At 68.7% G+C, this 13,395-nt stretch carries 10 protein-coding genes; all 10 read left to right on the forward strand.

The window, feature by feature from the left end; translation table 11 throughout:
• Positions 1-291: 291 nt before the first annotated feature.
• The 10 genes from NNJEOMEG_RS14125 to hypF all read left to right on the forward strand — a co-directional run bounded on the left by NNJEOMEG_RS14125 (position 292) and on the right by hypF (position 13,010).
• Positions 292-861: a YkgJ family cysteine cluster protein gene (locus tag NNJEOMEG_RS14125; protein ID WP_173085564.1), complete on the forward strand. Its 570-nt coding sequence runs from the start codon at positions 292-294 to the stop codon at positions 859-861.
• Complete coding sequence (locus NNJEOMEG_RS14130; protein WP_173085566.1) at positions 854-3,160, forward strand: penicillin-binding protein 1A; 2,307 nt, start codon at positions 854-856, stop codon at positions 3,158-3,160. Before NNJEOMEG_RS14125 ends, NNJEOMEG_RS14130 begins: the two co-directional genes overlap by 8 nt.
• Before the next feature lie 20 nt (positions 3,161-3,180).
• Positions 3,181-3,546 carry a hypothetical protein gene (locus tag NNJEOMEG_RS14135; protein ID WP_173085568.1) on the forward strand — a complete coding sequence of 122 codons (366 nt, stop codon included), beginning with the start codon at positions 3,181-3,183 and terminating at the stop codon, positions 3,544-3,546.
• Positions 3,547-3,991: 445 nt separating this feature from the next.
• A complete protein-coding gene (locus tag NNJEOMEG_RS14140; protein ID WP_173085570.1) occupies positions 3,992-5,179 on the forward strand; it encodes an AAA family ATPase in 1,188 nt (395 codons plus the stop codon).
• Entirely contained in the window at positions 5,176-5,733 is a 558-nt protein-coding gene (locus NNJEOMEG_RS14145; RefSeq protein WP_173085572.1) for a DUF4276 family protein, read from the forward strand. Before NNJEOMEG_RS14140 ends, NNJEOMEG_RS14145 begins: the two co-directional genes overlap by 4 nt.
• Positions 5,734-5,860: 127 nt before the next feature.
• The gene (locus NNJEOMEG_RS14150; RefSeq protein ID WP_173085574.1) at positions 5,861-6,283 is read left to right on the forward strand and encodes a LexA family protein; all 423 of its coding nucleotides are present in this window, start codon (positions 5,861-5,863) and stop codon (positions 6,281-6,283) included.
• Positions 6,268-7,527: a Y-family DNA polymerase gene (locus tag NNJEOMEG_RS14155; RefSeq protein WP_308464644.1), complete on the forward strand. Its 1,260-nt coding sequence runs from the start codon at positions 6,268-6,270 to the stop codon at positions 7,525-7,527. Before NNJEOMEG_RS14150 ends, NNJEOMEG_RS14155 begins: the two co-directional genes overlap by 16 nt.
• A gap of 300 nt (positions 7,528-7,827) precedes the next feature.
• Entirely contained in the window at positions 7,828-9,561 is a 1,734-nt protein-coding gene (ilvB, locus tag NNJEOMEG_RS14160; RefSeq protein WP_173085576.1) for a biosynthetic-type acetolactate synthase large subunit, read from the forward strand.
• Between the two features lie 183 nt (positions 9,562-9,744).
• Positions 9,745-10,668, forward strand: a complete 924-nt coding sequence (locus NNJEOMEG_RS14165) for a DUF362 domain-containing protein (RefSeq protein ID WP_173085578.1) — start codon at positions 9,745-9,747, stop codon at positions 10,666-10,668.
• Positions 10,665-13,010 (forward strand): carbamoyltransferase HypF, encoded by a 2,346-nt coding sequence (hypF, locus tag NNJEOMEG_RS14170; RefSeq protein ID WP_173085580.1) that lies wholly within the window; start codon positions 10,665-10,667, stop codon positions 13,008-13,010. Before NNJEOMEG_RS14165 ends, hypF begins: the two co-directional genes overlap by 4 nt.
• Positions 13,011-13,395: the final 385 nt, after the last annotated feature.

Below are 13,395 nucleotides of genomic sequence, written 5' to 3' on the forward strand. Positions count from 1 at the left end.
GTGGGCAAATGAAAAAAATCACAATCAACAGGCTTGGCGATATGCGCTCGTGCCGGATAACATGCTGAAATCGCGGAGGATCAACCGGCCCTTTTGCTCAGGTCGTCGGGTTCCGGCACTCCGGGGCGTCGGTCGTTTCCGGCTGGCGAAAGCCCTTCGTGCCAAGCGCGGCGGGGCTTGCCAGGGGATGGGGGGCGTACGGCGTTCAGCGGTCCGCGCGGCGCGGGTTTCTTCGGGAGGCTTGCCAGCGCGCCCGGGCGGTCATAAAGGCTTTGCAGGAGACGCCCGGACATGAACCAGACCAAGGACGCCTACGTCTGCGCCCGTTGCGCGGCGGTAGGCGCCACCTGCTGCCGCCTCAACCCGGGCCAGGAAGATATCTGCTTCCCGGTCTCGGAACTGGAGCGCCAGCGCATCGTGGAGTACGGGCCCCGGCTGGGGGGGCTCACCGGGGCGCCAAACTCCAAGTCCTTCTTGGACAACCTGCGCAGGCTCTTCCCCGGGGACCGCGCCCTGGTGACGCGGCGCTTCCCGCCCCACGGCGAGCATCTGCGCCTGGCCACGCGGCCCGACGGGGCCTGCGCCTTCCTGGCCCCGGACGGCTGCGTGCTGCCCCGGGAGGCAAGGCCTTATTATTGCCGTCTCTTTCCGTTTTGGATATCGGCAGGGGCCGTCACGGCGTTCGAGGCGCGGGGCTGCCTGGCCTGCACCGAGGCCCGCACCGTGGCGGGCATGCTGGAACTCTTGGGAATGACCCCGGCAAACGTCCGGGAATTGCACGGGCGGTTGCGCCTGGCCTGGGGCCTCGTCCCCGGGGGGCCGGAGGAGCCGCTTCCGGCCAAAGTGGAGAACAATGCGTAAATTCATTTTGTTTTTCGTGCTCTTCATGGCCTTGTGCGTGGTTGGCGCGGGCGTGGGCCTCGTGGGCGTCTACTTCTGGGCCGCCAGCGACCTGCCGGGCTTCAAGAACCTTACGGAGTACAGGCCGCCCGTGGTCACCACCGTGACCACCCACGACGGCAAGGTGCTGGGCAACCTCTTCGCGGAGAAGCGCTTCCTGGCCTCCCTCTCGGAGATGCCGCCCTTCCTGCCCAAGGCCTTCCTGGCCGCCGAAGACTCCTCTTTCTACCAGCACGAAGGCGTCGACCCCGTGGCCATCTTCCGCGCCTTCGTGAAGAACCTCCAGGCCGGAACCTCCCGGCAGGGCGGCTCCACCATCACCCAGCAGATCATCAAGCGCCTGCTGCTCACCCCCGAGCGCAGCTTCAAGCGCAAGATCAAGGAGGCCATCCTGGCCTACCGCCTGGAGCGCTACCTCACCAAGGACGAAATCCTCACCATCTATCTCAACCAGATCTTCTTCGGCTCGCGCGCCTACGGCGTGGAGAGCGCCGCGCGCACCTTCTTCGGCGTGCACGTGAAGGACCTCACCCTGGCCCAGGCCGCCGTGCTGGCGGGCCTGCCCCCGGCCCCCAGCCGCTACAACCCCTACAAGGATCCGGACGCCGCCAAGGTCCGCCAGAAGTACGTTCTCGGACGCATGCTGGAACTCGGCTGGATCTCCCAGGCCGACCACGACAAGGCCGTGCGCGAACCCCTGGTCTACAAGGCCATGGAGGAACAGAGCTGGGGCGTTGGAGCGTACTACCTGGAAGAGGTCCGCCGCTGGCTGGTGGACCACTACGGCGAGGACACGGTCTACACGGGCGGGCTCAAGGTGGTCACCGGATGCGACCTCTTCCATCAGGAGCAGGCCGAGAAGGCCCTGCGGGGCGCATTGGTGGCCTCCTCCAAGCGCCGGGGCTGGCGCGGCCCGGTGGAATCGCTGCCCCCCAACCAGTGGAACGACTTCCTGGCCCAGGACGTGAACATGGACCAGTTCAAGGCCGGGGCCTGGGCCAAGGCCCTGGTCACAGAGGCCTCCCCCAGGGGGCTCACCGTGCGCTTCGGCAAGTCCACCGGGACCATCGACGCCAAGTTCCTTGGCTGGACCCGCAACAAGGGGCCGCGCCCCGGCGACGTGGTCTTCGTCTCCCTGGCCCCCGAGGACCCGCGCAACAAGGGCAAGGCCCCCTCCAAGACCGCCCCCCGCGCCGGGGAGGACCTCATCCTCCAGCAGGAACCCGACGTGCAGGGCGGCATGGTCTCCATGGACCCCAAATCCGGCGCGGTGCTGGCCGTGGTGGGCGGCTTCTCCTTCGAGAAGAGCCAGTTCAACAGGGCCACCCAGGCCCTGCGTCAGTGCGGCTCCACCTTCAAGCCCATCGTCTACTCGGCGGCCATCGACGAAGGCATGACGCCCGCCACGCGCGTAATGGACAGCCCCTTCATCTACGAGGACCCCGTCACCCACAAGATCTGGAAGCCCGAGAACTACGAGGGCGGCTTCCAGGGCGAAATGAGCCTGCGCTCCGCCCTGGCCAAGTCGCGCAACCTCGTCACCATCCGCGTGGCCCAGCAGATCGGCATCCAGAAGGTGATCCAGCGCGCCAAGGACATGGGCATCGAGTCCGAGCTCGGCCCCTACCTGCCCATCTCGCTGGGCGCGGGCGCGGTGCACCTGATCAACCTCTGCCAGGCCTACACCGCCTTCGCCAACGGCGGCGAATCGGTGAAGCCGCGCTTCGTGCTCTCCGTCACCGGGCCTGACGGCCAGGAACTCTACAAATCCGAGCCGGAACGCCGCCAGTCCATGTCGCCCCAGACGGCCTTCATCATGGACGCCATGCTGCGCGAAGTGGTGCGCGCGGGCACCGCGGGCAAGGCCACGGTGATCGGCAAGCCCATCGCGGGCAAGACCGGCACCACCAACGACGAACAGGACGCCTGGTTCATCGGTTTCACGCCCTACCTGCTCACCGGCGTCTACCTGGGCTTCGACCAGGTGCAGTCCATGGGCAAGGGCGAGACCGGCGGCACGGCGGCCCTGCCCGCGTTCATCGAATACCGCATGGCCGTGGAGCCCTTCTACCCCACCGAGGAGTTCCCCCAGCCCCCGGGCATCGCCTGGGCCAGCGTGGACGGCGTGCAGATGCCCTTCAAGGAAGGGCAGGACCGCAACGCCTTCGCGGGCATCATCGGCGGCGACGGCAACGTCAACTTCTCCGACCCCAACGCCCCCCTGGCCACGGGCGAGGACCTGCTCAAACAGATGTACTAGGCCCGAGCCCGGAGCACCCCATGGAACACACCGAACAGATCGCACAGGCCCTGGACCTCGCCCGCGAGGCCGCGCACGACATCCGCGCCCTGGAAGCCCAGGCCCTGGCCGCCCTCCATGAGCGCGGCGACAAGGAAACCCACCGCCTGCGCATGGCCGAGAAGTGCGAACGCCTCGCCGACCTGGCCGAAGCGGTCGAACCCCTCCTGGACGGCGGCGACGAGACCGCCCAACGCCTGCTCCACGGCCTGCGCGACTTCGCCCGGCGCGCCAACATGGCCCTGGACCTGGAGAGCATCTTCTTCATGGGCGCGCTGCTCTACCCCGAAGACTACCAGGACGGCGACCCCAACGACCTGGAACGCTTCATCCTGCGCTTCGAATAGACCGGGACTGGGCGCGGCGGCGACGCAGGGCGGCCGGCCAGGCGTGGAGGAACGGGGCTCCGCCCCGGACCCCGCCGGGGCGAGAGCCTCCCCCCGGACCCCGGCAATTGCTTCGCGGGTTTCACCGGAGACGACCCGGCAGAGAGGACAGGCCGGAGACGTCGGAGCAGAGAGAGTGTGACCGGCATGAATCTGGACGACTTGCGCGGCCTGGCCACGAACAGTCGGATTCTCGTAGGTTGATCACCCCGCATGAGGCCCAACCTCTTGATGATTTGACGCATTTCCTGCACGATGCATGCGGTGACTCTTTGAGAACTCCGTGACGCATCCTTCTCGCACGCCGTCCGTCCGGGGCTGATTCTTACCTGGAAGGCTCACGGCGGCCATGCGGCGTTGCGGCCCGCGCCACCCGAACTCCCTGGCCGGACACTGCGGAGACCCAATGAAGATCGAATCGCTCAGGCTGAAGAACTTCAAGTCTTTCCGGGATGTCGTGTTTTCCGATCTTCCGAACTTCTGCGTTGTCGTCGGGGCCAACGGCACCGGCAAGAGCACGGTGTTCAGCGTCTTCGGATTCCTGCGCGATGCCATGGCCAGCAACGTCAACGCCGCGCTGGTCAGGCTCGGCGGGAGCCGGGGCTTTCAAGAGGTACGGAGCCGGAATTCCGATGGCCCCATCGAGATCGAGATCAAGTTCCGATCGAAGCCGGATGGTCCGTTGACAACGTACAGTCTCCAAATCAGTGAGAAGAACGGCAAGGCATTTGTCGAGCGGGAAATCCTGAAATACCGCAGGGGCAGCAGCGGGCAACCATGGCAGTTCCTGAATTTCTCCAAGGGGGAGGGCCGTGCCGTCACGAACGAAGTTGATTCCGTCAAGGAAGTCAGTGAACTGAACCGCGAGGAACAGCGGTTGAAATCGCCGGATATCCTAGCCATCAAAGGGCTCGCACAGTTCGAGCGGTTCCAGGCCGTGGTGGCCTTGGGCAACCTCATCGAGAACTGGCATGTCTCCGATTTTCACATCAGCCGTGCACGCCCCGAGCAGGAAGCCGGTTATGCCGAGCACCTTTCCCGAGAGGGCGAAAACCTCTCGCTGGTCATCGAGTATCTGTACAAGAACCACAGGAAAGCGTTCGACAGGATTCTGTCGCTTCTGCAGTCTCGGGTTCCCGGCATCTCCAGCGTGGAAGCCAAAACCACGGAAGAGGGCCGCGTGCTGCTGAAGTTCCAGGACGGCTCTTTCGAGGACCCTTTCCTGGCCCGCTACGTTTCGGACGGGACCATCAAGATGCTGGCTTACCTCACGTTGCTTTACGATCCCCAGCCGCACCCGCTGCTCTGCGTCGAAGAACCCGAGAACCAGCTCTACCCGAAACTGTTGCAGGAGCTTGCCGAGGAGTTCCGGGCTTACGCCGAACGGGGCGGGCAGGTGTTCGTCTCCACCCATTCGCCGGATTTCCTCAACGCAGTGGAACTCGACGAAGTGTTCTGGCTGGTGAAGAAGGATGGATACACCCAGGTGCGCCGGGCAAGGGAGGACGAGCAGATCAAGGCCTACATGGAGGATGGAGACAGGATGGGCCACCTGTGGGCGCAGGGATTTTTCGAAGGAGCCGATCCGCAGTGAAGACCCTGGTCTTCTTTCTGGAAGAACTCTCCGCGGAGGCGATGCTCAAGGGCGTTCTGCCGCGCCTCCTCCCGGCGGACATCCATCCGGCGTATTTCCCCTTCCCGGGAAAACAGGCCCTCGAAAAGGAACTCTTGCGCAAGCTGCGCGGCTGGCGGAAGGCCGACTCGATGTTCGTCGTCCTGCGCGACCAGGACAGGGGCGACTGCCGGGCCGTCAAGGAAACGCTCGCCGCCATCAGTCGAGCCGCCGGAAGGCCCGAGGCACTGGTGCGGATTGCCTGCCGGGAACTGGAGAGCTTCTATCTGGGCGACCTGGCCGCCGTGGAAAAGGGACTGGGACTCAAGGGCCTGCGCGCCCAGCAGGGCAAGGAGAAGTTCCGCAACCCGGACCTGCTGGCCGACGCCTCCGGGGAACTCCGGAATCTGACGAACAAGGCCTACCAGAAAATTTCCGGATCGCGGGCCATCGCCCCCCACCTGGTCCTGGAGAACAACCGTTCGCCCAGCTTCCGGGCGCTCATCACGGGAATCCGCCGCCTCGTGGCCGCGTAGGGCGGGCCGTTCGGAGGCAGAACCGCAGGCTCCACGGCGCTCTCCGGTGCGATGGGCCGTTCCCGCCCGCCCCCTGGGTATCGCGTTCAGCTTGACGATATCGTCATCATTCGCTAGACATCGCGTCATGCCGCCATCGACGCTCGCGCTTCCCCTCGTGCACGCTCCGGCCGGGTTTCCCTCTCCGGCCGAGGACTACATCGACCAGCGCCTGGACCTGGCCGAGCACCTCGTGCGCAATCCGCCCTCCACCTATTTCCTGCGCGTGCAGGGCGATTCCATGCGCGGCGCGGGCATCCACTCGGGCGACCTCCTGGTGGTGGACCGCTCCGTGGAGCCCAGGCCGGGCCACGTGGTGGTGGCCGCCGTGGACGGCGAGCTCACGGTGAAGCGCCTCAAACGCCTGGGCCGGGGGCTGGCGCTGGCCCCCGAGAACCCGGACTACCCGCATGTTCCCCTGGACGGCGAGCGCGGCGTGGAAATCTGGGGCGTGGCCCTGCATGTCATCCATTCCTTGACTCCCGGAGGCTCCCGGTGGACCTCGCGCTGATGGACTGCAACAACTTCTACGCCTCCTGCGAGCGGGCCTTCGACCCCCGCCTGGCCGGTCGCCCCGTGGTGGTGCTCTCCAACAACGACGGCTGCGTCATCGCCCGGTCGGCCGAGGCCAAGGCCCTGGGCGTGCCCATGGGCGCGCCCGAGTTCAAGTGCCGCGCGCTTTTCGCCCGCCACGGCGTGGCCGTGTTCTCCTCCAACTACGCCCTCTACGGCGACATGTCCGCCCGGGTGATGGCCACGGCCGGGGCCATGGTCCCGCGCATGGAGGTCTATTCCATCGACGAGGCCTTTCTGGAGTTCGCCGGTCTGGAGGGCGGCCCGGAGGCGGCCGCCCGGCGCGTGCGCGAGGCCGTGTTGCGGGCCACGGGCATCCCCGTGTCCCTGGGAATGGGGCCCACCAAGACCCTGGCCAAGGCCGCCAACAAGATGGCCAAGAAGGACCCCTCCCTGGGCGGCGTGCTCCTCCTGCCCCGGGGCCGCGCGCGCGAGGAGTTGCTGGCGCGCCTGGACGTGGAGGACGTGTGGGGCGTGGGGCCGCGCCGTGGCCGCTGGCTCAAGGCCCGGGGCGTGACCACGGCCCTGGATTTCATGCGCCTGCCGCGCGAGCGCGTGCACAAGAAGATGACCGTCACCGGGCTGCACACCTGGCTCGAACTGCACGGCACGCCCTGCATCCCCCTGGAACTGGCCCCCCGGCCCAAGCAGTCCATCGTCTCCTCGCGCTCCTTCGGCCGCCCGGTGACCAGCATGGAGCACCTGCGCGAGGCCGTCTTCGCCTATGCCTCCCGCGCGGCCGAGAAGCTGCGCGCCCAGGGAGGCGTGGCCTCGGGGGTGCTCGTCTGGGTGCAGACCAACCGCTTCAAGGAGGGCGAGCCCCAGTACAGCGCGGCCCTGAGCCAGGCCCTGCACCCGGCCACGGCCCGGGCCGGGGTGATCGCCCAGGGCGGAGCGCGCCTGCTGGAGCGGCTCTACCGCCCGGGCTTCGCCTACAAGAAGGCCGGGGTGATGCTCACGGGCATCGAACCCGAGGGGGCGGGACGCCTCTCGCTCCTGGACGCGCCCGATCCCGAGGCCGCCGCGCTGTCCCGGGTGGTGGACCGCGTGAACGCCAAATGGGGCCGCGACGCCCTCTTCCTGGGCGGCTGCGGCGTCCGGCGCGAGTGGCGCATGCGCCAGGGCATGCGCTCGCCGCGCTACACCACGGCCTGGTCCGAGCTGCCCGTGGCCAGGGCCTAGTGTCTGGCGAATCCCTGGCTGGCGAGCGCGGCGCACCATCCCGGACGTTCCCGCGCGCCGCCCCTTGACATGGATGCCCTGCCGGGCGTAGGTCGCTTCCATGCACCGTTTCACGACCCTATGCGCCGCCACCTCCTGCGTCGTAGTACGTCAGGTTCTTTGCGCGTCCGCTCCCAGCGGGTTGTGATTCGTTTGCCGTAAGCCCCGAAGCATCAACCCCCGCAGGCGGACAGCCGGCGGGGGTTTTCCTTTTCCAGGCCAAGCCTCCCGCCGCACCGCAGGCACAGCAGGGAGGCAGCCATGCAGACCACAGGCGCTCGCTACATCGTCCAATTCCTGGAAAGCCGGGGCGTGAAAACCGTCGCGGGCATCCCCGGCGGATCCATCCTGCCGCTCTACGACGCCCTGGCCCAGCGCGGAACCATCCGCCACGTGCTGGCCCGCCACGAGCAAGGCGCGGCTTTCATGGCCCAGGGCATGGCCCGGCTCACGGGGCGTCCCGGCGTCTGCCTGGCCACGTCCGGGCCGGGAGCCACCAACCTGGTCACGGCCATAGCCGACGCCAGGCGCGACGGCGTGCCCCTGGTGTGCATCACCGGCCAGGTGCCCCTGGCCCAGATCGGCACCGAAGCCTTTCAGGAGGTGGACATCGTGGCCGTGGCCGGTCCCCTGACCAAATACTCCCGCATGGTGCGCTCCGCGAGCGAGCTGCCCGAGGCACTGGAAGAGGCCTTCGAGGCCGCCGTGACCGGACGCCCAGGCCCCGTGCTGCTGGACGTGCCCAAGGACGTGCAGACCGGGCGCTTCACGCCCCCGGCCCTCTCGCTGATTCCGGGGGAACCGCCGGCCAGGCCCGCGCCGTCGCGCTGGGACGTGTCGCGCGCGGCGGCCCTCGTCAACGCCGCACGCCGCCCGGTGCTCCTCCTGGGCGGGGGCGCATCGCGCGGGCGCGCCCCGGAGCTGGCGCGCCGCCTGGCCGAGAAAGCCGGGCTTCCCGTGACCATGACCCTCACCGGCCTGGGCGCGCTCCCCGACGCCCACCCCCTCTGCCTGGGCATGCACGGCATGCACGGCCACGCGCGCGCCAACCGCGCCCTGGACGCCTGCGACCTCCTCCTGGCCGTGGGCAGCCGCTTCGACGACCGGGCCACCGGCAGGCCCGAGACCTTCTGTCCCGGGGCGCGCATCGTCCATGTCAACGTGGATGCGGCGGAACTCGGCCGGATCAAGCGCGCCGAGGTGGCCGTGGAGTCCGACGCGGCGCACTTCCTGGAGGCCCTGCTGCCCCTGGTGGAGCGCCGCGCGCGGGGCGGCTGGCTGGCCGAGGTGGAGGGCCTGGACGACGCCCCGATGCCCCGCCTCCCAGAGGCCCGGCGCGAAGAGGCGCGCCCGCCCCACGAGGCCAGGGAGCTGGTGGCGCGGGTGGCGGAGCGCCTGCGCGACGACGCCGTGGTGGTCACCGACGTGGGCCAGCACCAGATGGTGGTGGCCCAGGACTTTCCCTTCCGCAACCCCGGCCGGTTCCTGACCTCGGGCGGCCTCGGCGTGATGGGCTTCGGGCTCCCTGCGGCCATCGGGGCGGCCCTGGCCGAACCGGGCGCGCAGGTGGTCTGCTTCTCGGGCGACGGCAGCTTCAAGATGAACGTGCAGGAGCTGGCCACCCTGGCCGAGACCGGGGCCAACGTGAAGGTGGTGGTGCTGGACAACCGCAGCCTGGGCCTGGTCTCCCAGCAGCAGCGGCTGTTCTACGGCGGGCGTCGCACGGCCTCGCGCTTCGAGGGCGGCACGGACTTCGCGGCCCTGGCCAGGGCGTTCGGCATAGCGGGCGTTTCCCTGGAGGCGGAAGAGGACTGGAGCCGCGCCCTGGACGAGGCCCTGTCGCGGCCCGGGCCGGCCCTGGTGCACGCGCGCGTGGACGCCGAAGCCATGGTGTTTCCCATGGTGCCTCCCGGAGCCTCCAACCGCGAGATGCTCACGGAGCGCCCGGACCCGGCCGAAGGGGACGGACGCGTCGATCAGGCCGTCTCGGCCTGACGCCTGCCTGTTGGATGGCTGAGCCGGAAGCTCCTTTCCCCGGGAGCGGAGGCCGCGGCCCCGCAGGACGGATGTCGCGGGGCGAGGCGGGCGTGTCCAGGCGCGTCCGAGGGGACTCGGGGGCCGCAGGGGCCGCCCTGGCGCGGCTTGGCGAAAGGGGCCGGTGCGTGTAGTGAAGCGCCCATGCATCGCCAAGCTTTCCTCGAACGCATGGAGGGCTACGGCCGGACGGACCTGGACGCCGTGGCGGGCCGCCTCCTGGAGCTGGCAGGCTGCCGCCCCGCCAAGGGGACGCGCGTGCTCGTGAAACCCAACCTGGTGGCCCCGGCCTACGCGGGGCTGGCCTGCACCGAGCCCGCCGTGGTGCGTGCCGTCTGCCGCTATCTGCTCGACCGCGGGGCGCGCGTCACCGTGGGCGATTCCCCGGCCTTCGGCACCGCACGCATCGTTGCCAGGGCCTGCGGCCTGGACAAGGCGCTGCGGGGCCTGGGCGTGCCGGTGGTCAACTTCTCCCGTGCCCGGCCCGTGGCGCTCACTCTGGGCGGGCAGGTGATGGCCGCCTCCCAGGCCCTTGACGCGGAATTCATCGTCAACGTGCCGCGCTTCAAGGTGCACGACCAGATGCTGCTCACCCTGGCGGTGAAGAACTTCTTCGGCGCGGTGACGGGGTTCCGCAAGTCCCTGGCGCACCAGGTGCACGGAGAAAAGGGCAACCGCTTCGAGAGCATGCTCCTGGACGTGTGCCTGGCCATGCCACCCTCGGTGAGCCTGGTGGACGGCGTGACGGCCATGCACGTGCGCGGCCCGGCCAAGGGCGAGCCCTTCCAGCTGGGCCTCCTGGGCGCGGCGGCCGACCCCGTGGCCCTGGACCAAACCCTCCACGCCGTGCTGGGGCTGCCCCCGGAGGCCACGCCCCTGGGGCGCGAGGCGGGCAGGCGCGGACTGCTGGGACCCGTGGAGACCCCGTTGCGCCAGCCCGGCGACTTCGACGCGCGCGGCTTCGTTCTCCCCGGGAAGCTGGCCCCCGTGGCCTTCGACGCGGGGCGCTTCGTGCGCGGCAGGCTCCGGAGCCTGTGGCTGCGCCTCACCTGCGGGAGGGCCTCGTGACGGGGCTTTCGCGTGAGCGTCACGTGGTGGCGGGTCGGGTTCAGGGCGTGGGGTTTCGTCCCTTCGTCTACCGGCTGGCCCTGGAATCCGGCGTGACGGGGTTCGTGCGCAACGCCCCCGAGGGTGTGGTCATCGAGGTGCAGGGGCCGTCCGAGGCCCTCGAATCCTTCGCCAGGAGCTTCCGCGAGACCCTTCCGCCCCTGGCCCTGGTGGTGGAGCATTCCCGCGCAGGGGTCCCCGTCGTGGAGGCCGAGGAGGGCTTCGCCATCCTGAAGAGCGCGGCCGGGACCGGCCACCACGTGCTCGTGAGCCCGGACATCGCCACCTGCCCGGACTGCCTGGCCGACATGGCCGATCCGGCCGGACGCCGCCGCGACTATCCCTTCACCAACTGCACCAACTGCGGCCCGCGCTACACCATCACCAGGAGCCTCCCCTACGACCGCTCCGTGACCTCCATGGCCTGCTTTCCCCTCTGCGAGGCCTGCCGCGCCGAATACGAAGACCCCCTGGACCGGCGCTTCCACGCCCAGCCCAACGCCTGCCCGGCCTGCGGCCCGCGCCTCTGGCTGGCCGACCGCAAAGGGCGGGCCCTGGCCCGGAACGGCAAGGCCGTGGACAAGGCGGCGAAAGAGCTGGGCCGTGGGGCCATCCTGGCCCTCAAGGGCCTGGGAGGCTTCCATCTGGCGGCCGACGCCTTCAACCACGACGCCGTGGCCGCGCTGCGCCGCCGCAAACGCAGGCCGAGCAAACCCCTGGCCGTGATGGTGGCGGATTTGGCCGCCCTGCGCGCCCTAGCCGAGCCCTCTCCGGAGGAGGCCCGGATGCTCGAAGGGCGCGAGCGGCCCATCGTGCTGGTGCGCCTGCGGCCCGGCACGGGGCTCTCGCCGCTTGTCTCGCCCGACACCATGGAACTCGGCGTCATGCTGCCTTACACGCCCCTGCACCACGTGCTCCTGGCCCGCCTTGGGGAGTTGCGCGGCGCGCCAGCCGCCCTGGTGATGACCAGCGGCAACGCCAGCTCCGAACCCCTCTGCCTGGGCAACCGCGAGGCCCTGGCCCGCCTGGGCGGCATCGCCGACCGCTTCCTGCTGCACGATCGCGACATCCTCGTACGCACCGACGACTCCGTGGTCCGCTTCCTGAAACCCCAAGGCGGCGAGCCCAGGCTCCAGTTCCTGCGCCGCGCCAGGGGCTGGACGCCCAGTCCGGTCTTCCTGGCGTCCAAGGGGCCGAGCGTCCTGGGCGTGGGGCCGGAACTCAAGAACACCGTGTGCGTCACCAAGAACGATCAGGCCTTTCTGAGCCAGCATGTGGGCGACATGGGCAACCTGGAGACGGCCCGGTTCCACAGGGAGGTCGTCGAGCACCTGTGCGGCATGCTCCAGGTGCGCCCCGAGCTGGCGGTGGCGGACAAACACCCGGACTACCTCTCCACGCGCTGGGCTCTAGAGGAAAGCGGGCTGCCCGTGGCGCGCCTGCAGCACCACTTCGCCCACGTCTTCGCGGCCATGGCCTCCAACCGTCTGGACGAGCCCGTGCTGGGCCTTGCCCTGGACGGATCGGGCCTGGGCGACGACGGCACGATCTGGGGCGGGGAATTCCTCTACGTGGACCCGCGCGACCTGACCATGCGCCGCGCGGGGCACTTCGCGCCCATGCGCCTGCCAGGGGGCGAGGCGGCCATCCGCGAGCCGTGGCGCATGGCCGCGGCCTGCCTCAAGGCCGTAGGGCGCGACCCTCTCTCCCTGGGCCTGCCCTGGATCGAAGGGCGCGCCCAGGCCGCGTCGCTGGTCTGCTCCATGCTTGAAAAGGGGATCAACAGCCCCGTGACCACCAGCTGCGGCAGGCTCTTCGACGCCGTGAGCGCCCTGGCCGGGCTGTGCGATCGCGCGGAATACGAAGGTCAGGCCGCCATCCGCCTGGAGGCCGCCGCATCGGGGCTCCCGGAGGGAAGCGCCGAGGGCTACGATTGCCCCCTCCAGGAAGGGGACCCGGTCGTGCTGGACACCCTGGCCCTGTTCGACCAGGCAGTGCGGGACATCCTGGCGGGCGCGGCGGCGCGGCAGGTCTCCCGGCGCTTCCATCACGGTTTGTGTACGGGATTGGCTGAATGCGCATGGAACCTGTGCAAAAAACTCGGAACGCGACGTATTGTCTTGAGCGGTGGCGTATTTCTCAATGGCTCTTTGTCCACACTGCTGCCGAAGTTGCTTGACGCCAGAGGTGCAATGATAGATATGCATTGGCAAGAGCCTCCCGGGGACGGATGCATATCCCTCGGCCAGGCGCTTTACGGCAAATGGGTTCTTGAAGGACGGGGAGAAGGCGTCTCCGGGTGATGCCGCATCGGAATCGATTGTCCGTATTGTTTGACTCTTCGGAAGTGCGTTCGCTTGATGACAGTCGTGTGTCAAAAGGGGCTTGAGTGCACAGAAATGAAGGATTGTGTGGAAAGATGTCGGATGGTTGCGTGTTTTTCGCCAGAGACATGGAGGGAAACCCTACTTTTTTGCTTGCCTCTTGCTGTTTGTTATATATAGAAAAGAGTACGCCGTGTGGCGCGGGCTCAGGAGCCAGGCGGGATGTCCACCGCTTGTCCGGCGCTGATCGGGAGTGAGCCCTGCCCGTGCGTGGGGCCTTCGGGGCCTCAGGCGGACAAAGTGTAAGTGAAGCAGTAAGAACCGCCTCGGTGATGGCCAGGTGGACGCATTCAGCGGATAGAAT

Source organism: Fundidesulfovibrio magnetotacticus (assembly GCF_013019105.1).
GTDB classification, from domain to species: Bacteria; Desulfobacterota; Desulfovibrionia; order Desulfovibrionales; family Desulfovibrionaceae; genus Fundidesulfovibrio; species Fundidesulfovibrio magnetotacticus.